The following is a 23766-nucleotide window of genomic DNA, read 5'->3' on the forward strand; positions in this document are numbered from 1 at the left end:
CTTAGATACCTACCTTCTTAAGAAGCTGATCAAGGTTGTCCGGGTCGCGGGACACTTCAAACGCGGTTTTCAAATCCACACGACGACGGATCAGATGCTGCAACAAAGACTGATTCAAAGTCAGGATGCCGGAATTTTCCGGAGCCTGAGTCAAAAGATTTTCCAAAGACTTCAGATCCTGATCTTCAATCAGACCACGCACCTGAGGTTTCATCAAAAGCACCTCATGGGCGAAAACCTTTTCGCCGCTCAGGCCCGCCACCGGATACTGACCGGAAGCCATCGTCAGCACTTCCGCCAGACGAGGCGCCCCGTGTTCACCAAAGCGATCACCCAATGTGGACAGCGCACGACGAAGGGCATTCGTCACAGAGGGCGCTTTCATGGAATAAATCACAAACACACCCTGCTCGGCCAAAGAAAGGGCTTCAAGCAAAGAATCTTCGTCATGGAAGCCGTCATAGACCACCATGTCCACACCCGCCATCAGACTTTCTTTTTCTTCCGGGCGCGCAAATTCACCCGTGTGATACAAATAACAGGATTTGGATTCACGCACCTGCGGGAACGCCTTGCGCGAGAACACCACACCCAGGAACGATTTTTCATCAGAGATTTTCTGCAGAATTCTGTGCAGTGCCCACACCTGCCCGGCTTCACCCGGACCGGACAACAGCACCAAGCCCTTCATGCGCAGACACGCTTCCAGCAAAGAAGGCGGCAGTGCCACCTCCTGCTTTCCACCGTCAAGATCCATGTCCAAAACAGCTTTCATGGTGCTGTCCTGCTGGAAGAAGGAAAAACCAATGCGCAATGTATCCAGCGCCGCTTCCCCCTGAACCACACCCGTGGTTTCAAGCACCGCTTTTTGCTGGGTGCTGAGCAGGCTTTGCTGCAAAAGATTCCACTCCGTCATCAACGCAGGTGACGTGCGCAGACTTGTCCAGCCCGAGGCCAGACGAGCACGCGGCTCACTGCCGACAACAAACAAAAATTCTTCCGCTTTTTTGGCTTTGGCCTGCAAAAGGAGCTCGGTCAGACTCATTAGGTGTCCTTCACTGATGCGTTGAGCACTTCTTCAATAGTTGTTACGCCACGTTTTAACTTTAACAGCGCACTTCGGCGCAGGGTTCTCATCCCCTGTTCACGGGCCAGGAAGCGAAGCTGACCGGTCGAGGCACCTTTCAAGATGGCCTCTTTCATTTTCTCGGTCATTGCCAGCAATTCGTAAATCGCCAGACGGCCTTTGATGCCGGTGTTGTTGCAATTGGCGCAACCTTTTCCACGCATCAGTTTGTAGTCTCCGATTTCAGCCTGAGGCACGCCCAGGTTCATCAGGGTCTGTGCTGGCACTTCCACCGGCGCTTTGCAGGATTCGCAGACTTTACCGACCAGACGCTGAGCCACGATCAGATTTACCGTCGAAGTGATAATATACGGAGCCACACCCATTTCGGTCAGACGAATGACCGTTCCCGGTGCATCGTTGGTGTGCAGGGTGCTTACGACCAAGTGACCCGTGGAGGCCGCTTTAAAGGCGATCTCGGCAGTTTCAAGGTCACGAATCTCCCCCACCATCACGACATCCGGATCCTGACGCAGGAAGGATTTCAAAGCGCTGGAAAAATTCAGGTCGATATCCGGATTCATCTGAACCTGATTGATACCTTCCAGGTTGAACTCCACTGGATCTTCCGCGGTGGAGATATTCACATCCGGCTGATTCAGTTCCGCCAAGGCGGAATAAATCGTTGTCGTTTTACCCGAACCCGTCGGGCCCGTGATCAGAACCATCCCTTGCGGCAGATTGATGGTGGATTTAAAGATTTTCAAATCGTCCTCTTCAAAACCCAGCTTGGTCATGTCCAGCTGCAAATTCGATTTATCCAAAAGACGCAAAACAACTTTTTCACCCCAAAGAGTCGGCAGAACGCTGACACGGAAATCCATCTCTTTGGCTTTGGTTCGCACTTTCAAACGACCATCCTGCGGACGGCGTTTTTCAGCGATATCCAGCTTGGACATAATTTTAATACGAGATGCAATCGCTGCCGCCGTCCCTGCCGGAGGCGCGGTCGCCTCCACCAGGTTACCGTCGATACGGAAACGCACACGGTATTTTTTCTCGTAAGGTTCAAAGTGGATATCAGACACTTTCTTACGAATCGCATCGGCCAGGATCGAGTTCACGAACTTGATGATCGGCGCGTCTTCCGACCCGCCATCCTGATCGATGACTTCCGTCGCTGGACCGGCACTGAGGATAAAGTCATCCTCATCACCCACGCCCATGGTGTTCAAAGACTTGGTGCTGATACTGCCGCCATAGTATTTTTCAATACCGGACATGATGGCACTTTCCGTCCCCACTACCGCCTGGATGCGGCAACGAGTGATGAAACGCAAATCTTCTTTGACTATAATATTAGAGGGATCCGCAAACGCTACAACCAGGGTGTTCCCGGCTTTCTGCAGAGGGATCAATGTGTTTTTCTCGCACACATCTTTGGGAATCATTGCAATGACGGTTGCATCGATTTCAAACGTGTTGACCTCGACCCCCGGAACCGCGAAGTGTTTTTCAACAGCGCGAAGGATCTGATTGTCTTTTAAGTACCCGAGTTGAATGATGGAATTCGTCAGCCGCTGCCCGGTTTTTTTCTGCTCTTCCATGGCCAATGCCAATTGATCAGGCTTGAGCAAACCTTGCTTAACTAGAATTTCCCCGATTTTGAGTGAAGACATTAGGACTCCCCTGGACTAACTTTACTCCAGGGTGCCATTTTTTGTAACTAGACCGAGGATGAGTTTTGTTTCAAAAAGCGGGTCCAGCTTTCGCGAATATCCTCGTGACTTAAATTATGCTCCGGACGCAGACGTTCCAACCACAGACGAGTCAGTGCTTCCGCAACCAGCACCGGATGCAGCACGCGCAGTTCAGCCTTTTCGGCTTCTTCCAGCAAAAGATTTTGCAGCGACAACAAGTTGAGGTCCAGGGCGTAACCAGTGCCCTTCATATAATTGAAATAAGACAGATCCGTCAGCAGCGCCTGCTGCCCTGACAAATCCACCGTGTTCACCACGATACCGGCACTCACCGCCTGCATCGTCAGTTCATCAATGGGCAGAATATGAAAATGGATCCCCAGATGGGACCGCATCAAGGCCTGCTGGTGCTCTTCCAGCCCGGCTGATTCCCCGACCAGATAAATATCCGAAATCCCCATCAATGCCAGAACCGAGGCCACGACACGAGCTTCCTCACTGTGACCGATCACAAAGGCCGGTGCGCGAATATCCAGATCCCGGGCTTCCGCCACCAAAACCATGCGCAAAGCCTCGTGCAGCAACACGCGAGGATACCAGGAGCCATCTTCCGGAAAGAAAGTATCCAGAACCTGCACCGCACGCACTTGCGTGGGCAGCACTTTCATTTGCGGCAGAATTTCAGCAGACAAGGCGGACGCCACTTTAACAGCGGCCGCACCCTGAAAAACCTCGCGGGAAAATTCAGTCACTGTTTCAAATTGCCAGTCCCAGCCTTTTTCACCAGCAAGGGCCTGCATAAAACGCATGAACTGTCCGGGCGTGCCATCAGCACGGATCTCACGAATGAGGATGCTCATCAAAATACTTTCTGGCTTCAGCCATGTCGTTTTGAATCTGATTTTTCAGCTCTTCAATCCCCGAGAACTTCTTTTCGTCGCGCAGGAATTTCAGCAGATACACTTCAACCTCGATGCCATAAAGCTGGGCATCAAAATCAAACAGATGAGTTTCAATTTTCACCGGGCCCCTGCCACTTTCCTGGAAGGTCGGATTCACACCGATATTGGTGATTGAAGGATGCAGATGCGCCCCGATTTTAGTCAGCGTGCAGTACACGCCCTGACGCGGAATAAACTCGACATCCGGATGAACATTGGCCGTCGGTACACCAATCGTGCGCCCACGCTGAAAGCCTTTTTCCACGTGACCACGCAAATAGTAAGTGCGCGCCAAAAGATCGTTGGCCTTCTGCACTTCGCCGTTTTTCAGGTTTTCACGAATGCGCGTGGACGACACCACCGAGCCTTCGAACTGGAATGGAGGAATAATGATCAGACGAATGCCTTTTTCGGCGCAGTACTTTTCCAGAAATGGAATATTTCCGGCGCGGTCAGCACCAAAGTTGAAATCATGCCCCACCACCAGGGTTTTGGGATTAAGCTGCTTCAGCACATAATTGTCCAAAAACTCCTGCGGGGTGACCTTGGCAAAATCCCGGGTGAACTCCTCGATAATGACGTTTTCAATCCCGCGTTTTTCAAACTGTTCCTGCTGGTCTTTCAGGTCAAAAAGGCGATAGGTGGCCCTTTCAGGGTGAAGAACCTTCACGGGGTGAGGATGGAAAGTATACACAACCGACGGGACCCCGAAATACTGAGCCTCACGCACGACATTCTCTATGAGCTGCTGGTGGCCCAGATGGACCCCGTCAAAATTCCCTATAGTGACGACAGAAGCCGCCAAGGGAGCGCTCAGATGTTTGGCACCTTGATAAACCTGCATATTTTTCAATATACCTGTTTCTACGCCTCCCGGTAAGAGCTTTTAATCGTTGAATTTTTCAATAAATTTGCTATGTTGCGACGCGTGCAAAAGGGCCTCATTCCTCATCTCTTATACCGACTCGAAGTCCTGCTTCGTTTCTTCTCCCGTCGCCGGGGTTTTTGGCTGCGTTGCCTTTTGTGCTGGCTTATCGGTTGCCTGGCTTTATCCAACGATGAAATCACGTCTTACGACCAGCGCTTCCAACTCCGCGGAGACCAAAAGACCTCCCCGCAGATCGTTCTGATCACCATCAAACAATCCGATTTTGCGATGATCTATGATGCCCGGACAAACTTCCTCGACAACATGAGCGAAGTCACCGACATCACCGACAGCTTCTTCTGGAACAAACCCCTGTGGTCTGAACTGCTGTTGCGTATCCTGCGCCAGAATCCACAATCTGTCGGTGTGACCCTGTACTTTGGCGACAACGTCGGCACCGTTCGCATGACTCCGGAAGATCAGCGCATCTTCCTGGATCCACGGATCGTGTGGGCCTCGACCACCAATTCCCTGGAACGCATCCTGACCCCGGTCTTTACCAACCGCGACCACAACAATCTGGGCAGCAATGAATTGCGCCGAGACGAAGACGGAGTGGTCCGTCGCGTGTTCCCGCAACGTGCCGAGATGCCTCACCTGGTGGAAAAAATCACGGGTAAGAAGTTCCCGACCCAACTGGCGGGACTGGCGATCAACTATCGCGGCTCGGCCCGCGTGTTTAAACAATACTCTTTAAGCGAAATCATTTATGACGAGCTTCCCGCCAATGCCTTCACCGACAAGATCATCCTGATCGGTGCAGAGACTTCTTCCGCGCCCGTTTATATGACCCCGATGGGGACTTTGTCGCGCACGGAAATTCTGGCTCATATCACCGACACCGTTTTGGGTGACAAGTGGATCAAACGTTTAAGCTTTGTCTGGTATGCCGCCGGGTTCTTTGTACTGATGCTGATGGCGGTCTTTGTAATCACCACCTATCCGCAGTCCGTGGCGCTGTTCTTTATTCTTTGGATCGGGACGTTGCTGGCGGCGTTGTCAGCCTGGGTCTTTGACACATTCTATTTCTGGTCCCCGGCGTTTTCGCCTTTCGTGTTGCTGGGAACAAGCTGGATCATCTTCATCGGTTATCAGGCCACCAAGATTGAACGCCAGAACTTCCACCTGCAACAAGAGCAGGAATATCTGGCGCAGCTGGAGCAATTGAAAAACAACTTCGTCAGTCTGATTTCCCATGACCTGAAAACCCCGATTGCGAAGATTCAGGCCATCGTCGACCGCCTGATGACCCAGCATGCGCAGGAAACTGAATTGGGACAGGATCTAAAATCCCTGCGCCTGTTCAGTGATGAACTGAATCGTTATATCCAGTCCATCCTGAAGGTTCTGCGTGTCGAGTCCCGTGACTTCAAAATCAACAAAGAGGTCGCCGACATCAACGAGATCATCGAAGAGGCCCTGCAGCACCTGCGCCCACTGGCCCGGGAACGAGGCATCCAGATTCACACGGCTCTGGAACCAATGTTCTCTGTCGAGTTTGACACCACCCTTTTGAAAGAGGTTGTGATCAATCTGATTGAAAATGCGATCAAGTACACGCCCGCAGGCGGTCAGATCGAAGTGATCTCGCACGAATCCGAAGAGTTCGTGCATGTCCTGGTCAAGGACACCGGAGAAGGGATCAAGCCCGAGGACATGGAAAAGGTCTGGGGCAAATTCACGCGCGGTTCCGATCAGGATCTGCGCACCAAGGGAACCGGCCTTGGGCTTTATCTGGTTAAATATTTTATTGAACTCCATGGCGGCAAAGTGACGATGGAAAGTAAAGTGGGCCTTGGGACCACTGTTGCCTTCACCCTGCCGCTGGATGCTGAAGAAGACGAGGTGTTAGTATGATCAATAAGCTCCACACACTGATTGTTGATGACGAGGCCGAACTGCGCCGTTCGGTGATTTCGATCCTGAAATCCACCATGCCCGAAATTGAATTCACCATCGAAGAGGCCGCTACAGGCAAAGAGGCCCTGGACAAGGTGAAACTTCAGCAGTGGGATCTGGTTCTGATGGACGTGAAGATGCCGGAAATGAACGGCCTTGAAGCGTTGACCGCAATCAAGGAACACGATCCTCGCACCTTCGTCGTTTTGATGACGGCACACTCAAACCTTCATGACGCCGTTGTGGCGATCAAAGAAGGCGCTTACGACTATGTTGAAAAACCAGTTCAACCACAGCAACTGGCCGAAATCGTGCGTAAAAGCCTTGAGGCGCGCGATCTGATTTCATCTTTGGCGATGTCCAATCCCGTGTTCGACGACGATATTGAATCCGAGATCGTGGGTGGCTCTTCCAAAATGAAAGAGGTCTTCAACCTGATCTACCGTCTGTGCAAAGTCGACACGACGGTTCTGGTGCGTGGTGAAAACGGAACCGGCAAAGAACTGGTCGCCCGCGCGATTCACTTCAACTCCCCTAGAAAATCCGGAGCCTTTGTTGCCATCAACTGCGGGGCGATCCCTGAAAGCCTGATGGAAAGTGAATTGTTCGGCCACGAAAAAGGGGCCTTCACTGGTGCTGTGGAACGTAAAATCGGCAAATTCCAGCTGGCCAACAACGGAACTTTGTTCCTGGATGAAATCGGCGAGCTTCGCCCCGACATGCAGGTAAAACTATTGCGTGTTCTGCAAGAGCGCAAGTTCACCCCGGTGGGCAGCAACCGTGAAGTCAAAACCACAACCCGTATTATTGCCGCCACCAACCGCAACCTGGAAAAGATGATGGAAGAAGGCGAATTCCGCGAGGACTTGTTCTATCGCCTGAACGTGATGCCAATCTTCCTGCCGCCTTTGCGTGAGCGTTCTGACGACATCGAGGCGCTGGCTGGCAACTTTATTAAAAAATTCTCGAAACAACACGGCCGTCAGATCACCGCGATCACTCCGGAAGCTTTGGACATGCTGAAATCATATCGCTGGCCGGGAAACATCCGGGAGCTTGAAAACATCATCGAGCGCTCTTTCATCGTGGAAAACAGCCACCAGATCACGGTGGACTCACTGCCGGATTCCATTAAGCTTGCGCCGAAAGACGGAGCTGACAAAACTGCGAGTGTTGGTTATTCCGGCCCGCTGGACTTTGACGCCTTCAAAGAAGAGATGGAAAAGGAATTTATCGTCAGTGCTTTGAAAGCCAACAACGGTCGTATCAATCAGACCGTGGCCCAGGCGAATATTCCGAAGAACACCCTGCTGCGCAAGATCCGCAAGTACGGTATCAATGTGAAAGAATACACTAACGAAGAATAAACCCGGCCGTACGAAGGACTTCCTCGGCGGGAATGTCCTTCATACACACATGGGTTTTAATCGGACAGACCTTGTGGCCATGCTTGCCGCAAGGTCGACAGCGCAGGTCCTCTTTCTGGACGACAAAAGACTGTGCTGACCACGGGCGATAGCCAAATTCCAAAATCGTTGGACCAAACACCGCAATCAACGGTGTTTCACACACCGCTGCCAAATGCGTGGAAGCACTGTCGTTTCCGACCAGCAAAGCTGCGCGTGCAATCAACTGGGCCGACTCGATGATCTTGGTTTTACCAGCCAAGGACACCGAACCCGGAATACCCGCTGCCACTCGTTCTGACAGGGTTTCTTCGCCGGGGCCACCCATCACATAGACTTCATAGCCTTGTTCTTTGAGCGCCTTGCCAACGCCGATAAAGCCCTCTTCCGTCCAGCGTTTGGTTGCCCACACGCTGCCTGGGAAGATTAAAACGGCATTACCGTCTTCAAACCCCTGAAGGTTGAATTTGGATTTTAACTGATGAAACAACTCAGAATGCGCCAGCACTTTTTCACGCTGACTCATGGACGCCCATTCCGGCGGCGCTGGCAAATGACCGTGATCGGCCGGCAAATAAGGTTTCGCGCGGCTGACATAGTCTTCGATGTTCTTTTTCAATTCAGGATCAAACGGCGCCAAAAGGCTGAGCTGTCTCATCGCATCCGGCAGACGCACGTCGCGTTTTACACGGGTTTGGAATGCCAGAAAGTTCCAGGCGTTTTTATAAGAGATTTTATGAGCGGCCTTAATCTGCGCGCAAAACAAAACCGTGCGCATGGATTCATGCGGAGAAATCAAATGATCAACAGTTTCAGATCGCAGGGATTCGATAATACGGGCATAGGTGTCTTTCCTGCCCTTTTCGATTTCATAGACGTGATCAACGATACCGGCTTTGACGAAGAAGTCGCCCAGCCCTTTACGGCAAACCAATCCCAACTTGTGGTCAGGCCACAACGCCCGGCATTTTTTAAGGAGCGGGATTGAGAGCAGTAGATCGCCCAGAAAGGCGGTTTGCACAACAAGATTCAAGGGCATCGATAACTTCCTCTAACGAGACCTGATCGTAGCACATAATGGCTTTTTCACAAGTCCTCTTCCAGCACGGGCTGCAGGGGCTTTTTGTCAAAAGCTTAAATCCCCTGTCATAGATGTCGATCTCATGAGCACAGGTCGGACCAAACCAGGCCACCACTTGTTTTTTCTGCGAAATCGCCATGTGCATTCCCAGACTGTCCCCGGTCACAATCACGTCACAGGCCGCAACGCTGATCAAACCATCACGAAGCCCGGATTCAGTTTCCGAAGAAATCACGGAATAACCCTGCTGAATCAGACCATTGCGAATGGTGTCTTCAGGCCCACCCAGCAGCACGATTTCCGCATACGGAAATTTTGCCTGAATGCGTTCGATCAGCAGACGATGATAATCCACCGTCAGTTTTTTATAGGGAATCACCGGACTGCAACCGGTGTTAAGACCGATCACCAGCGACTTGCCGTTTTCAGCCAGCCACGCGTCTTTGCGACGACGAGCTTCCCGGTCTTCGCTTTCAGTCAGCGGCAGCCAATAGTCGTCGCGCTGATATTCACCCAGCTCCAATGCTTCAATCATCAACTGTGTTTCAGGCTTTTGGTTGACGAAGAATTTCTTATGATTGTCCAAGCCCAGTTCCCACAGTTCCTGAGCAGCGTCCGTCGCCGGCACAATCGCTCCGTTGGATCCCTGAACAGTGAAACCATAGATCTGATCGACTTGAGTGCGCTTCACCACCCCACAGGCCTTCAGGGACTTATCAATGACAAAGCCCACTTCAAATTCCAAAGTGGACAGCTGCAACAGGTCCGCCTCGCTGGTGGTCAGAACACGGTCAATGGCAGGATGATTTTTTAAAAGATGATGTGCGGGCGCATCCGTCACCCAGGTGATCATGGATCCCGGGTATTTTCGTTTGATGGCTTTCAGCAAACTGGTGCTGCGAACCACGGCGCCCAATGCACCCAGATGAACAATCAACACAGAACTCGTCGGCACGTCTTTTTGCGCGCAGGCAGCGTCACACGCCGAATTTTTGGAGCAGGGTTTGTAACCGGAAAACTGTCTGCAGTTGATCATAGCCATCCTTTTATTCTATGTCAGTTGCCCACGGATGGCGCAGATCCAGAGCGGGATTTCAGGACCTTTGTATTGTTGAAAGCAAGCCGAAATATTCCGATAAGCCCTCGAATGAGAATCGAGAAAGAACCCCTGCAACTTCCTGCCCTGCAAATGCAGCCTTCCGCTGACGGCGGCAGCTTCATGGTTCTTTCCTCCCGCAAAAGCTATCGTCTGAATCCCCTGCAATACTCGTATATGGACGTGCTTAAAAACGGCGGTTCGATCGAAGGACTGGTGCAGTTCTTTCTGGGACAGGGATGGCTGGTCAGCTTCCGTGAACTTTCAGCCTTGCTGGAGTTTTTGATTCAACAAGGCCTTTTGCAGAATCCCAATATTCAGGCTTACTTCAATCGTGCGCAACAAACCATGCAAGAACAAGGACACTTGAGCGGACAAGGCCAGCAAGCCGCCTCGCTAAACCCATCGCAGCTGCCCTTCTTCCGTTCTTTGGATCCGGCACTGGCGAAGCATCTGATGCAAAGTTCTGAACGCTTTCAGGTGCCTGCCAACATCAAAGTCATTCAATCCGGCAAGAACGACCGTGATCTTTTCATTCTGTTAAAAGGTCAGGCCGGCATTTACCGTGTTTTGGGAAATCAGCAACGCCAAATGGTGGCAACCCTCAATTCCGGCGCACTGTTTGGCGAAAGTGGGTTTTTGCTGAATCAACCGCGCACCGCTGACGTCATCACCCTGGCCCCCAGTGAAATCCTGAGGGTTCGTCATTTGCCCGAGTTCGATCAACTGATCAAAAGCGACAAGGCCCAAAGCCTGCAACAGCGCTTCTGGATCTTACAAGCCCTGCAGTCTTCCAACGTGTTTAAGAATTTACCCGGTGATTGTCTGGACAGTTTGATCTTTTCGGGCCGCCTGGTGAAAGCCCCAGCCCATCAAAGACTGTTCGCTGAAGGCCAACCCGCCAACACCTGCTACATCGTAGTCCAAGGAAGCGTTGTAATCAGTCAACAAGGCCGCAACATCAACGTCATGGCCCAAGGGGCCTGCTTCGGCGAAATCTCGCTGCTAATGAGCGGCGGTCAAAGAACGGCGACGGCGACCACCCAACAAGAAACCATTCTGCTGGAAATCCAGCAAAACAACTTCTATCAAGTTCTGTCTCAAAATTTATTCTTGGCCAAAGAAATCGAAACTCTCGCCGCCCAAAGACTCGAAGCCGACCGCAAAAGATAGTTCAGCTTAAGGGCCGCTATTTTCAGCGACCCGGTTTGATTTCAACGACTTCGGAAACCAGAGTGCCGATTTTAATTTTGGATTCAATACGCAGGATGAACTTGCGATCATCGTCAGACAACCAAATGAAGTTGTCGCCGATTGGATTCAATTTGCCTTTAAGAGTGATTTTGGGCTGAACCACAATGGCTTTCATCGGACCCAGCTTGGTGTTCAGGACTTCACGGCGAAGGGCTTTACCAGAAAACACCAGGTTCTCATTGTCGTTCCCGACGCGGAAGGAATACTCTTTGCCCGTTTCCCATTTGAAGTTTCGCATATAGTAAATCGCGCTGTACACGTTTTGCGTGTAAGGCAGGATTTCCCAGTTCTGCTTTTTTTCTTCTTCGCCGTGATCCTTGGTCACCTTCTTTTCCCAGAAGGTCGCCGTATTTTTCTCGACGTCAAAGAGCATCTTGGCTTCACGCAACTGACCTGATTCTTTCACGTGCAACTGGAACACGCGAGGAACAAGATCTTCATAATCCACGAAGGTCTCGACACGGTCTTCAACACTATAGAAAGAGCTGAACAGGGAGCTGGTACGGATTTCAACCGCGAAAGTATAGGACTTGCGGTTGTTGACCATGGCAAAAGGCTCCACCTTCATGCGAAGCTCCCCGGCAGAGACTTTGAAGTAATGCACGTCATGCACCACTTCCTCACCCACGCGGAACGGGTCATTCACCGGACGACGTCCGTTAAATCCTTCGGAATCTTCGATATCTGGCTGACGGGTTGCGGGTTCTGCCGCAGCGGCTTCTGTTTTGGCCGCAGACTTCGTGGTCTTTGCCGGAGCTTTGGCCGCCGGAGCGGCTGCTGTTTTAGCAGAGGATTTTACCGCAGCTTTATCAGCGGTTTTTGTGGAGGTTTTCTCAGTCGGTTTTGCGGAAGTTTTGCCTGTGGATTTGGCACCCGTCTTGGTGGCTGATTTGTCAGATTTTCCGACAGCTTCAGGTTTCGTCGCTGTCTGCTCTGCCGCACTCGTTTCAGCCGCACCTTCCGATGCGGTCTCTGCTTGCGGCTTTACAATCGTCACGGCTCCTTCGAACTCCTCGTTTTTTTTCATCTGATCGGCCTTCTCGTACTTCAAAAATGAAGTTGAACAAGAAACCAAAAACAATGAAACGAAAGCAGCAAGAAGCAGTTTATTCACCGGAAGTCCTTCCAACGTCGATGCACCCACATCCATTGTTCGGGGTGCTTTCTGACGATCTCTTCCAACTTGTCACAATAACTTTGCGTCAGGTTCAGAGTCGTCTGGTCTTTATCATCAGTCACACATGAAGCCGTGTCCATCGCTGACTCGACAACGACATGAAGTTTTTTATCTTTCCCCTCGTAGGTATAGATCGGAAGCACAGGTGCTTTGGTTTTCTGCACAAACAGAGCTAGACCATAGGCTGTGCCTGTCTTTTTCCCAAAGAAAGACGTCTCAATCCCGAAGGGGCGACCCATGAACTGATCCAGAACAAACACCACGGCCGAGTTCTTTTTCAAGGCCTTTAAAATTTCAAAAGCGTTACTGGGCGCGTGCGCATCGATGTACTGAACACCCTTCGCACCACGAATGGAAAACCACAGATCATCAAACCATTTCGTTTTGAATCTTTTCGTGATCAGATTCACGCTCTGCCCGTTCAGCACAATCGTGTTGCAGGCCAAATCCCCGTTCCCCAGATGCAATGTCAGAAAGAACATGCCCTTACCGGCAGCACGGGCGTTTTCAACGTGTTCCCAGCCGTGAAACACCACGTTTTTGGCGATCCACTCAGGCGTTACCGACGGAATGAAAAAGAATTCAGCAAAGTTGTATCCCAACTGGTAAACAGATTCGCGCCCGACAGCTTTTCTTTGTTTGTCGGTCCATTCCGGGAAGGCCAGCTTCAGATTATCCAGCACGATTTTTTTGCGAAAACCAAAGACATCAAACCACAAAAATCCCACCCAGGATCCGGATTTGCGCAACCAACGGCGCGGCACCAGGGAACTGAAAAAGACCATCAGATTAACGAAGAACTTGAGTAATAATCTCATGAAGGCGTCCCTTCTTTCCTGCTTCAACCACTTCCAAAGCAGTGCTCCACAGGATGGAGGAGTCGTTGAACAAATGACGAAGCTTTACGGCATCTTTGCCGGTGGTCACCAGCATATCCGCCCCTGAAAGCTCGAAGGCCTCAGTGATGTTCTTCACATCCTGAGCCGTGTATTGATGATGATCGCGATAGTGCAGGCTTTGCTTTGAGACCTCACCGATTTCGCCCATCATTTTTTCAAAGACATCGGGTCTGGCAATAGCAGAAACCAGGAACAGTTTTTTACCCTGAATTTCGCTGCGACTTAGAACTTGTCCGGTTTTGACATTCTGGCATTGCTGAATTTCGTAACCGAAATAAAGGACTTCCTTGTCTTTGGGAAGCTTGGCTTCCAGAGCTTTCAAAGAATCCTCTGTCGCCAGATTGCATTTGGACAGAATCAAAACATCAGCACGCTGTATCCCCGCCCACGATTCACGGGCGCGACCTTCCGGCAGAACTTCATAGTTCGACAGGCTTTCGGTCGCATCCAGAATAACGATATTCAAATCACGATGCAGGCGGCGGTGCTGGAATCCATCATCCACAATCAGAACATCGTATTTATGAACTTCAGTGGAATAGCGGGCTGTGCGCCATTTGCTCGGGCCCACGTACACTTTCACCTGGGGATTGGCCTGAGCCAGTAACACCGGCTCGTCACCAAAATAGCGCGCGGCAAACGGATGATCCACATCCACCAGACAAGGCGAATCGGCATCCGCGCGGTAAGAGCGACTGATCACCGCCACTTTTTTGCCATCAGCCACCAGGGCCTTCAGGCAATAATCCGTGATTGGTGTCTTGCCCGTCCCGCCCACTGTCAGATTTCCGATACTGATCACCGGCACCGGCGCCTGATAGATGCCGATAACACCGCGGTCGAAGAGGCTGTTTTTCACCCCCACGACCTGATCATACAAGAATGACAATGGACGAAGATAAGCTCTCATTATACGAAGTACTCTTCCAGGGCTTTCACCACACGCTGGGTGGCCCCTTTGTCGCCAAGATACTGACGAACCTGACCCAGGTCAGAAACAACCGAGTCATGGTACTTTTTATCAAGAACGTAGCGTTCCAGCTCTGCCGCCAAATTTTCGGCAGTAACTTCGCTTTGGAACAATTCCGGCACCGCTTCTTTGTTCAGAATCAGATTCACCAGACCAAAATATTTGGTCCCGCGAACAAAGAGCTTCGCAAATACACCGGTCAACCACTTCATTTTGTACATGATGACCATTGGTTTTTTCAGCAGGCCCACCTGCAGGGTCGCCGTTCCTGAGGCCACCAGCATCATGTCCACCAGATGAATCATTCTGAATGGCTCATCCTTCAACAACATATAAGGCAGTCGGAAGTTTTCCAGACGGTCCTGCATATATTCTTTGGTGAACGTCGGCGCGGTCAGAATCAAAACTTTCAGATTTGGGAACTTCTTGGAAAGAATACGAGCCGCATCCAGCTGAATGTCCAAATGCTGTTTAACTTCCAGACGACGACTGCCCGGCATCAGACCCAGCACGATTTCGTTGTCACGGATGCCGCACTGGTTGCGATGAGTTTTGCGGTAAGCCAGATCATCAATCAGACGCTCGTCCAATTCATCCAAAAGAGGATGCCCTACGAATTCCACCGGTACGCCGTGCTCTTCATAGAAAGGCACTTCAAACGGGAATAGAACGAATACTTTTTTGCAGTATTTCTTGATGGTCTTCACACGGCCTTTGCGCCATGCCCACACCTGCGGAGAAATATAGTAAACAACCGGAATACCCAATGCGTGCAGCTTTTTCGCCAGCATCAGGTTGAACTCCGGATAGTCCATCACAATGGCCACCTTTGGACGGCGTTTTTCAGCTTCCGCCACCAGGTTGTCAAAAACACTTTTCAGATGGGAATAAGCACTGATGATTTCGGCTGCGCCCACAACGGCCATCTCTTCAGATTTGCCAAGGCGCTCAAAGCCGATGTCTTCCATATCCTGGCTGCCCACTCCGAAAGCATGAACCTTGCGGCCCTGGGCTTTCCAGGCTTCCAGAATTCTTTGGGCATAGGTCACACTGGAGGCTTCCGCCGCCACAATCAGAACCTGATCCATCAGCCCTCAATCATTCTCTGCACGTCTTCGATGGCTTTCAGGGCCTTCAACCCGTCAAGACCTGTGACGACAGGTTGTTTGTCATTTAATACACAGTCGATGAAAGCGTCGGTTTCCCTCTGCAGGGCATCGGCCTTTTCAACAGACCATTTGCTGGCGGAAATAAACTCGTCACCGCCTGCGCCGGGAACCACTTTTTCAATTTCCAAAGTGCCCGTCTGAGCAAACAGCGTACAATCATCCTGCAGCACACGAATGGATCGTTGTGCCACCGGTGAAACGCGGCTGACATTGATCACCACGTGCACACCGTTTTTCATTTTGAAAGAGGCCGACGCTGTATCCAGATGTTTGGAGATCAGCTTGGTCCCGGAAGCCACCATGGATTCAATCTCAGAACCTGTCAGCCAGAACAAAAGATCCATATCGTGGATCATCAGATCGTGCAAAACGCTGACATCGGAACCGCGCTTGTTATAAGGCGCCATGCGGTTCAATTCGATAAATTTAGGATTTTTAAGATGCTTTTGCAGATCATTGATCGCGGGGTTGAATCTTTCGATATGCCCCACGGCCACTTTCAGGTTCTTTTTAGCAGCCAGCGCCAGCAGCTCTTCAGCTTGCGGCACGGTCGCTGCGATCGGCTTTTCCACGTTGACGTGAATGCCATTTTCCAGAAACATTTTTGCCAGTTCAAAGTGGCTCATCGTGCTGGCAGCAATCGTCACCAGATCCACTTCACCGATAAGATCCTGCGGCTTGTGGAAGCTTTTCACCCCCAGCTGAGCTGCAATTTTATCGGCTTGTGCCGGGAAGTGATCACACACCCCGACCAGCTCCACGTTCGGATTGTTTTTGTATTTCTGGGCGTGGAAGTTGCCAAGGTATCCAACCCCGACAACCGCGCCACGAAGTTTCTTACTCATCGTCCTGCCATCCTTTAGGGCTTCTGTCCACGGCGATACCGCGTTTGGAAGAGCGAATGAAGTTCACGAAGTACTCGATATTCGGGCTCATCGTGCATTCGTTCAGAATGCGTTCGATGCCTTCTTCCACAGTGTGAGAACCCATGATGATGATACGGATGGCTTTGTGCACGTTTGCGATTTCCTCACGCGGGAAGCCTTTGCGCGCCAGACCGATTTTGTTGGTCGCGCGGATTGTCGCGTAAGTGCCTTGAGCACGGCAGAACGGCAGGATGTCCTTGTTCACGATGGAAGAACCGGCCACGAAAGCACCGCGACCCACTTTAGTGAACTGATTGAAGGCGCAAACGCCCCCGATAGTCACACCGTCTTCGACTTCACAATGCCCACCCAAGTGGGAGTTGTTGGCAATGGTCACATTATTGCCGACTTTGCAGTCATGCCCGATGTGCGTGTAAGCCATGAAGTAACCGTTGTTGCCGATTTCTGTTTTACCGTCACCTTTGCTGGTCGCAAGGTTGGCGGTGGAGAATTCACGGAATGTGTTGTTGTTACCGATAATCAATTTGGTTGGTTCACCTTTGTAGGAAAGGTCCTGAGGAGCCCCTCCGATTACAGCACCGGGACAGAAATGATTGTTTTCGCCGATTTCGATGATGCCGTGACGGGAACCCAGTGTCACATGACCTTCGACGAATGTGCCTTTGCCAATAAAGCCTTTGCCTTGAATCAAACAGTAAGGGCCGATTTCAACGTCGTCGGCGATATGCACGTCTGGAGAGATAACACTGCTTGGATGAATTTTATAATTTGCCATGAACTTCTATTCCTAAACTAGAAAAGGGCCTTTGCAGGCCCTTTCGTTTTCTTATCAACTACTTTTCTTTTTCGAAGGCCGCGATTACTTCAGTTGTCAGGTCCGCATCCGCTGTTGCGTAAAGAACCATTTGAGAGTTCTCCAGCACCAGAGTGTAACCTTTGTCTTTCGCAAGTTTCGCGATCACTTTCTTCATTTTCTCAAGAATCGGAGCAGTCAGCTCACGTTCTTTTTTCTGAATCTCGATCTGGCTTTTGCCCACCACATCACGATACTTCAGCATTTCTTCCTGGAATTCAGCTTGTTTTTTACCAAGCGCTTCTTCAGAAAGAACAGACTTTTTCTTTTCCAGGTCTTCACCCATTTTTTTCAAGTCTGCTTCTTTTTTCTCTAGTTCTTTTTTCTTTTTGTTGAACTCTGTTTCAAGTTCAGTTTTTGCCTTCTTACCAGCAGAAGTGGATTGAATAGCTTTTTGCATATCAACAAATCCAACTTTTGCTTCCGCTTGTGCCAAAGATGCCGTCAGTAGCATGCTCAACACGATCAACATTCTTTTCATTCCAAATCCTCCTTAAAAGGTTTTAAAAAATTTAGTACTGGTTCAGCTACGCGGGCAAAGCCCGCTGCGCTCTCCCGGCACAGCCGAGCAAAGCCCGCTGCGCTCTCCCCGGCCGGGGCCGGCTTAGAAGCTAGGCCCGATGGAGAATTCGAAGACGGTGGCGTCTTGGTATGCTGGGTTGCGGTTCAGTGGGAAGCCCCATTCGAAGCGCAGGACACCAATTGGTGAGTACCAGCGAATACCGAAGCCGACGTCCGCGAAGAAGTTGTTGTCTGAAAGGACATCATCCGCGGCACCGATATCGAAGAATCCAGCACCCATGATGCCAGCTTCTTTAACCAAAGGGAACTGTAATTCCGTCTGGTACATGGCCTGCTGAACGCCCCCGTAGAAACGCCAAGCCTTCTCGCGAGCTTCCGCTTCGGACTTACCTTCAGCGATCAGATCGTCATAAATCATTTCAGAGAACTTCATTTTACCCACGCGGTAAGATCTATAACCACGCAAAGAGTACGGTCCACCCAGAAGGTACAGTTCAGAGAACGGAACTTCCTGACCATCCAAGCCGTCGATACGGGAATATTGGATGTTATTTCGCCACACCACATCCCAGAACAGGTTCTTGTAGTATCTGAAGTTGGCATTTCCGCGAGTATACTTCAGATCTCCACCCAGACCGGCATATTCATAAGACGCGCTGGAATAGATACCTTTGGTCGGCATCTGACGGTCATTACGCGTGTCATATTCAACAGTTCCAGTCATGGAGCTGGTCACACCAGAAGCAGATTCCAATGGGAACAGATCCGGATCCGTGATCAGCTTGCCATCACTGTCGTATTTTTTAGACAGTTTGGTGTCGTCATATTTGTATTTCAGGAAGCCGCGCGTGTACTCAGCCAACGGGTGCCCCAAACGAATCGCACCACCTGTGTGATTTTCGTCATAGTCCACACGTCCAGTGTTCGCACTTTGATAAAGATCCGCCCCCAAAGACCACAGCGTGTCTCGGAAGTACGGCTCTGTGAAGGACAAGCTGTAGTAACTGCCCGTGTTGCTCAAATTCAGGGACGCGCCCAGATTCTGACCTTTACCCAGGAAGTTCGCCTGACTGATAGAACCCTGCAAAGTGAAACCTTGAGAAGTACCGTAACCCGCACCCAACTGGATCTGACCGGTGTTACGCTCTTTCACAGAAATATCGACATTCATCACTTCCGTGCGTTCCGGATCAATGGAGGTCTTGAAGTTCACTTCCTCAAAGAAGCCCAGACGCTGGATGTTTTCCAGGGACTGACGACGGCGAGTTTCGTTGTACAGCTCCCCTTCATGAACTTTCAATTCACGACGGATGACCTTGTCACGGGTCTTGGAGTTTCCAACCATATTGATTTTACCGAAGTAAACCTTGTTGCCCTTGTCGAATTCAAACACCAGATCCACACGACGTTCTTTGTCGTTGAAACGAGTGCGCGGAATAACGTTGGCGTAGGCATAACCAAGATCCCCGTACTTCGCCGTGAGCTCACTGATGTCTTTTTGCAACACATCGTAAGCAAAGACACCATTGTCATCGATCTTGATCACTTCACGCAGCTCAGACTTCGGGAACAAAAGATCGCCGGCGAAATCCACGTCGCCGACGTTGTACTGCTCACCCTCTTCAATTCGGATGGTGATATAGATGTTCTTTTTATCCGGCGTCACCGTCACTTGAGGACGATCGACCTTGGCCTGAACATAACCCTGATTCCAGTAAAGGAAGCGAAGGATCTGAACGTCACGTTCAAACATCTCTTGCTTGTACTGGCCGGAACCACTGATGCCAGAGAAGAAGCCACCCTCTTGAGTCAGCATTTTGCTTTTCAGAGAGCTGTCACCCATATGGTTGTTACCAAGGAAGGTGATCTTTTTAACTTTTACTTTATCATTTTCACGGATCTTAAAGACCAGACGGACAGTTTCGTCTTTGGTGACCTCTTGAACTTCAGAATCGATCTTGGCCAGGAAGAAGCCTTTGTCTTCATAAAGCTTCTGAATTTTCTCGACCGCTTCTTTAACTTTGGCCATATTCAAAAGCTGATATGGCTTGATACCGGTGGCATCGGCAATATCTTCAGACTTTACTTCACTGTTGCCTTCGTAAGTGATTTCAACCACAGAAGGTTTTTCCAAAACAGTGTACGTCAGCGTGACATCTTTGCCTGTGGTCTTACGATCCACCTGAATGTCGTTGAAGAATCCCAAGTTGAACAACGCCTGAACATCTTCACGGATATGCTGGGTGCTGTACTGCTCTCCAACTTTGGTGACGATCTTTGCCAGGATGGCGTCTTTTTCAATTTTGCGATTTCCGGCAACTTCGATGTTTTTAACGATCAAACCGGAAGAAGATTCCAAAGATTCCGCAGCCACCACAGGCGCCTTGGCCCGGGAGTTTTTCTTTTTGGCAGGCTGAGCTACCACCGTCGCGGACATGAATGTGATTAACAGTGCACAAAGAAGCTTACTCAAAGTTCCCATTCCCCGTTATTTTTTAAAAATCTATAAGATTTTTAAGTACTTACAATTTAGACAAGGAATCGTAACTTAAGACCAAGGTCCTGTCAAAGCCACCCACCAGACAACACCACTTTTTTAGCCGCAAAGCACAAGTAAATCAGCCCTTTAAGTGGTCCAATTACCGTCTTTCATTCGATAGACTTTCGGGAATCGAGTCGCGAAGGTCAGATCGTGGGTCACGATGACAAGCGCCAACTTCATTTCTTCCTTCAGACGGAAGAACAGCTCTTGGATCTTTCCACTGGTGTGGGAATCCAAATTCCCCGTCGGTTCATCTGCGAACAGAATCTTTGGATGGCGCACCAAGGCACGAGCAATGGCTACGCGCTGCAACTCGCCGCCGGAAAGCTGGTTCGGGTGATGGTCACGACGGTCCGCCAGACCCATGAAGTCCAAAAGGTGCAGAGCTTTTTCTTTGGCCACCTTCAAAGATTCCCCGCCCACCCGGCAAGGGATCATGACGTTTTCCAGAGCATTGAATTCACTTAACAGATGGTGGAACTGGAATACAAAGCCCATTTCAGAATTGCGGAAGCGGGACAATTCATCATCACTCATCGCCAGCAGGTCCCGGCCTTCACAGAAAAGCTCGCCCTTGCTGGGACGATCCAGCGTCCCCATGATTTGCAACAAGGTGGATTTGCCGGCTCCAGAGGCACCCAGAATCGCAAAAGCTTCGCCTTCACGGATGTCCAGACTGACTCCACGAAGAATCTCAAGCTCCCCCACCCCTTGGGAATAGGATTTGTGAATATCCACGGCACGCAAAAGAATGTTTTCGCTATTCACTTCTTAGTCCCTCCACTGGCTCCAGCTTCGCACCGCGACGGGCCGGTGCGATCGTGGCAATCAAACAGATCACGAGTGTTGCAATACAGATGGCCACGCCATCAATAAATCGAATCTGCAACTCAATATTTTCCAGACGATAAACTTCGCCGGAAATCAGACTTAAACGCCCCTGCATGAATTCAAACAGATAGGCGATCCCAATCCCCAAAACAAAGCCCAGCACCAAGCCGACCAGACCCATGAACAATCCCTGACAGACAAAGATCTTCATAATGTCTTTTTGCGACAGACCCACGGTTTTAAGAATGGCAATGTCCTTGAAACGACGAACGACATTCACAAACAAGGTCGCCGACACATTGAAGGCCGCCACAATAGTGATCACCAAAACCACAAAGAAAATACCCGGGCGCTCGACATTGATGGCTTCAAAAAGGTTTTCATTGGCATCGCGCCAGTCGCGCACCCAATAAGGGGATCCCAAAACCGCACTCAAATTAAAGGCCGCATCGCGGGCATGATCGACATCCTGAAATTTCAGCAACAAACCCGAATAACGATCCCCGATATCCGCCAGATCCTGGGTCGCTTTCAGATCAGACAGAATAAAACGTTCATTCCAGTCATGCTTTCCCAAGTCCAAAATGCCTTGCACTTTGAAAGCACCCACCCGGCGCTGGAACTTTGACGGATCCACAGAGTCCGCCACCGGCACAACCACACGGAAGGTATCCCCGACAGACAGATTCATTTTTTTGGCAAGATTTTTACCCACCAGCGCCAAGGGCACATCGCTGGCAACATTCAGGTCATCGGTCCCGCTGACAATACGGCGTTTGAAATTCAAAACCTCATTGACCCGTTGCGTGTCCACACCTTGAATCAGCACACCCGAGATCTGACCTTTGTTGGCCAAAACCGCTTCAATAAAGACAAAGCGACTGGTGTTCACCAGCGTCGGTTCGGCTTTACGAATACGTTCTTCCAGCTCTTTCCAGTCATCCGGGAAGCGCGAGCGTTTCACCACTTGGGCATGGCCGGAAACTTCGGCCATGGCCGTTTTCAGAGTGTTTTCAAAACCACTCATCACCGCCATCGAGGCCACCAGCGCTGCCACCCCCAAAACCAGTCCCAGCAAGGCCAAAGGAGCCGAACCGCCAAACATGGTTTTGCGCGAGAAAAGCAGTCGCCAGGAAAGCCAGGGCAATGACGACTTCACGAAGGCTGACTTTCTGCCGTCAAAGTGGATTTCAAGTAGGACATGATAAATCCATCCAGATCCCCGTCCATCACATCATCGACCTGATTGGTCTCAAAGTCAGTGCGGTGGTCTTTGACCATCTGATAAGGGTGCATCACGTAAGAGCGAATCTGCGAACCCCATTCATTGGCTTTTTTCTGGGAATTCATCGCGTCTTTTTCCGCGTTGCGCTTTTCGATTTCCATTTCATAAAGGCGCGCCTTCAACATCTTCAGGGCTTTTTCACGGTTCTGAATCTGAGATCTTTCCACCTGACAGGTTACGATAACCCCGGATGGAATGTGCGTCATACGAACCGCCGAATCCGTTCTATTGACGTGCTGACCACCGGCGCCACTCGCGCGGAAGGTGTCGACTTTCAAATCGTCAGGACGAACTTCGATGTTGATGTCATCATCCACTTCCGCCCATGCAAATACTGACGCAAACGATGTGTGGCGGCGGGCATTGGAATCAAACGGAGAAATACGCACCAGACGATGCACTCCGGATTCCGCCTTCAGATATCCATAGGCATAAGGGCCTTCAATCAATAGTGTGCAGGATTTAATCCCGGCACCCTCGCCCTCGGTCATCTCGATGATTTGAACTTTGAAGCCGTGCTTGTCAGCATAACGCGTGTACATACGCAGCAACATGGAAGCCCAGTCACAGGACTCGGTTCCACCCGCCCCCGAGTTGATGGACAGATACGAACTGTTGCTGTCCAACTCGCCGTTCAGAACTCGTTTTAGTTCAAGTTCTTCACCCAGCTTTTCCAGTGCCGCAATTTCGCCTTTAACTTCGACGAAGCTGCCTTCATCCTGGGCTTCTTCTGCCATTTCCAGCAGAACTTTGGCGTCACTCAAACGACCTGCAAACGCGTCGAATTCACCCACGGCTTTTTCAAGCAGGGCTTTTTCTTTATTCAGCTTTTGCATTTCAGCAGGTTTTTCCCAGAGCGCGGGGTTTTCAGCCTGAATGGAGATCTCTTCCAGGCGTTTTTTCTTGCGATCTAAGTCAAAGATACCCCCGAAGCTCCTTAGAGAAGGCTTCGAGAGACACGATTTTACTTTTAATTTCAGAGGCTTCAGTAACGATAGACATAGGCCCAGTGTAATCACAGGGCCCTGTCTGTCAAGAAAAACGCCTCCGAGAGAAGGGAGGGGAAAATCTCTCGGAGGCGGAAGTATGGGAGAAACACACATCTGCCTAATACAAAGGCGATGCCAACCGGGTCTCTTCTGACTATTTGCGAAATGAAGGCGGGAAAACCCCAAAACCAGGGTCCGCACAATGGAATCGTTCAAACTTTAGACAAAACCACGGACGCAGAAGGTCCTTTTTGGTCCTTCCGAGGTGATT

General features: G+C 50.5%; 20 protein-coding genes. 3 read left to right on the forward strand and 17 right to left on the reverse strand.

The window, feature by feature from the left end; translation table 11 throughout:
- Window position 1: 1 nt before the first annotated feature.
- Genes AC04MQ_RS11170 through AC04MQ_RS11185 form a run of 4 tightly spaced genes read right to left on the reverse strand, consistent with a single transcriptional unit; the run spans window position 2 to window position 4551 of the window.
- Window positions 2–1045 carry a pilT, twitching motility protein PilT gene (locus AC04MQ_RS11170; RefSeq protein WP_015090653.1) on the reverse strand — a complete coding sequence of 348 codons (1044 nt, stop codon included), beginning with the start codon at window positions 1043–1045 and terminating at the stop codon, window positions 2–4.
- Complete coding sequence (gene pilB, locus AC04MQ_RS11175; RefSeq protein ID WP_015090652.1) at window positions 1045–2745, reverse strand: type IV-A pilus assembly ATPase PilB; 1701 nt, start codon at window positions 2743–2745, stop codon at window positions 1045–1047. The genes AC04MQ_RS11170 and pilB overlap by 1 nt, the downstream gene beginning before the upstream one ends.
- 47 nt (window positions 2746–2792) lie before the next feature.
- Window positions 2793–3626, reverse strand: coding sequence for a hypothetical protein (locus tag AC04MQ_RS11180; protein ID WP_015090651.1), 834 nt, complete (start codon window positions 3624–3626; stop codon window positions 2793–2795).
- Complete coding sequence (locus AC04MQ_RS11185) at window positions 3607–4551, reverse strand: bifunctional riboflavin kinase/FAD synthetase (RefSeq protein WP_080602359.1); 945 nt, start codon at window positions 4549–4551, stop codon at window positions 3607–3609. The genes AC04MQ_RS11180 and AC04MQ_RS11185 overlap by 20 nt, the downstream gene beginning before the upstream one ends.
- A 177-nt stretch (window positions 4552–4728) precedes the next feature.
- On the opposite strand from AC04MQ_RS11185, the gene AC04MQ_RS11190 reads away from it, so the two are divergent.
- Together AC04MQ_RS11190 and AC04MQ_RS11195 are read left to right on the forward strand one after the other, a co-directional pair.
- A complete protein-coding gene (locus AC04MQ_RS11190) occupies window positions 4729–6492 on the forward strand; it encodes a sensor histidine kinase (protein ID WP_015090648.1) in 1764 nt (587 codons plus the stop codon).
- Window positions 6489–7901, forward strand: coding sequence for a sigma-54-dependent transcriptional regulator (locus AC04MQ_RS11195; RefSeq protein WP_015090647.1), 1413 nt, complete (start codon window positions 6489–6491; stop codon window positions 7899–7901). The genes AC04MQ_RS11190 and AC04MQ_RS11195 overlap by 4 nt, the downstream gene beginning before the upstream one ends.
- On the opposite strand, the gene AC04MQ_RS11200 is transcribed toward AC04MQ_RS11195, so the two are convergent.
- On the reverse strand, window positions 7888–8979 hold the full coding sequence (locus AC04MQ_RS11200; RefSeq protein WP_475392098.1) for a glycosyltransferase family 9 protein: 1092 nt from the start codon (window positions 8977–8979) through the stop codon (window positions 7888–7890). The two genes, AC04MQ_RS11195 and AC04MQ_RS11200, sit on opposite strands and share 14 nt — an antisense overlap.
- Window positions 8912–10063 carry a glycosyltransferase family 9 protein gene (locus AC04MQ_RS11205; RefSeq protein ID WP_475392099.1) on the reverse strand — a complete coding sequence of 384 codons (1152 nt, stop codon included), beginning with the start codon at window positions 10061–10063 and terminating at the stop codon, window positions 8912–8914. Before AC04MQ_RS11205 ends, AC04MQ_RS11200 begins: the two co-directional genes overlap by 68 nt.
- Window positions 10064–10168: 105 nt before the next feature.
- Between AC04MQ_RS11205 and AC04MQ_RS11210 the strand changes: the two genes are divergently transcribed.
- A complete protein-coding gene (locus AC04MQ_RS11210; RefSeq protein WP_475392100.1) occupies window positions 10169–11290 on the forward strand; it encodes a cyclic nucleotide-binding domain-containing protein in 1122 nt (373 codons plus the stop codon).
- A 22-nt stretch (window positions 11291–11312) separates the two neighbouring features.
- Here AC04MQ_RS11210 and AC04MQ_RS11215 read toward each other — a convergent pair whose 3' ends face one another.
- From AC04MQ_RS11215 to prfB, 11 genes are all read right to left on the reverse strand, one after another.
- Window positions 11313–12398, reverse strand: coding sequence for a DUF3108 domain-containing protein (locus tag AC04MQ_RS11215; protein ID WP_475392101.1), 1086 nt, complete (start codon window positions 12396–12398; stop codon window positions 11313–11315).
- 83 nt (window positions 12399–12481) lie between these two features.
- On the reverse strand, window positions 12482–13366 hold the full coding sequence (locus tag AC04MQ_RS11220; protein ID WP_475392102.1) for a lysophospholipid acyltransferase family protein: 885 nt from the start codon (window positions 13364–13366) through the stop codon (window positions 12482–12484).
- Window positions 13338–14357 carry a tetraacyldisaccharide 4'-kinase gene (gene lpxK, locus AC04MQ_RS11225; RefSeq protein ID WP_015090641.1) on the reverse strand — a complete coding sequence of 340 codons (1020 nt, stop codon included), beginning with the start codon at window positions 14355–14357 and terminating at the stop codon, window positions 13338–13340. Before lpxK ends, AC04MQ_RS11220 begins: the two co-directional genes overlap by 29 nt.
- The gene (gene lpxB / locus AC04MQ_RS11230) at window positions 14357–15505 is read right to left on the reverse strand and encodes a lipid-A-disaccharide synthase (protein ID WP_015090640.1); all 1149 of its coding nucleotides are present in this window, start codon (window positions 15503–15505) and stop codon (window positions 14357–14359) included. Before lpxB ends, lpxK begins: the two co-directional genes overlap by 1 nt.
- A complete protein-coding gene (locus AC04MQ_RS11235; RefSeq protein ID WP_475392103.1) occupies window positions 15505–16431 on the reverse strand; it encodes a Gfo/Idh/MocA family protein in 927 nt (308 codons plus the stop codon). The genes lpxB and AC04MQ_RS11235 overlap by 1 nt, the downstream gene beginning before the upstream one ends.
- Window positions 16424–17248 (reverse strand): acyl-ACP--UDP-N-acetylglucosamine O-acyltransferase, encoded by an 825-nt coding sequence (lpxA, locus tag AC04MQ_RS11240; RefSeq protein ID WP_475392104.1) that lies wholly within the window; start codon window positions 17246–17248, stop codon window positions 16424–16426. Before lpxA ends, AC04MQ_RS11235 begins: the two co-directional genes overlap by 8 nt.
- A 58-nt stretch (window positions 17249–17306) precedes the next feature.
- Window positions 17307–17807 (reverse strand): OmpH/Skp family outer membrane protein, encoded by a 501-nt coding sequence (locus tag AC04MQ_RS11245; protein WP_015090637.1) that lies wholly within the window; start codon window positions 17805–17807, stop codon window positions 17307–17309.
- A 123-nt stretch (window positions 17808–17930) separates the two neighbouring features.
- On the reverse strand, window positions 17931–20285 hold the full coding sequence (bamA, locus tag AC04MQ_RS11250) for an outer membrane protein assembly factor BamA (RefSeq protein ID WP_475392105.1): 2355 nt from the start codon (window positions 20283–20285) through the stop codon (window positions 17931–17933).
- 189 nt (window positions 20286–20474) lie between these two features.
- The gene (locus tag AC04MQ_RS11255) at window positions 20475–21158 is read right to left on the reverse strand and encodes an ABC transporter ATP-binding protein (protein WP_015090635.1); all 684 of its coding nucleotides are present in this window, start codon (window positions 21156–21158) and stop codon (window positions 20475–20477) included.
- Window positions 21151–22380, reverse strand: a complete 1230-nt coding sequence (locus AC04MQ_RS11260; RefSeq protein ID WP_475392106.1) for an FtsX-like permease family protein — start codon at window positions 22378–22380, stop codon at window positions 21151–21153. Before AC04MQ_RS11260 ends, AC04MQ_RS11255 begins: the two co-directional genes overlap by 8 nt.
- A protein-coding gene (prfB, locus tag AC04MQ_RS11265; protein WP_235046299.1) for a peptide chain release factor 2 occupies window positions 22377–23508 on the reverse strand; the annotation gives its coding sequence in 2 pieces (ribosomal slippage) (window positions 22377–23426 and window positions 23428–23508; 1131 coding nt in all). Before prfB ends, AC04MQ_RS11260 begins: the two co-directional genes overlap by 4 nt.
- Window positions 23509–23766 lie beyond the last annotated feature (258 nt).

It is taken from the genome of Bdellovibrio sp. MYbb2 (genome assembly GCF_056175685.1).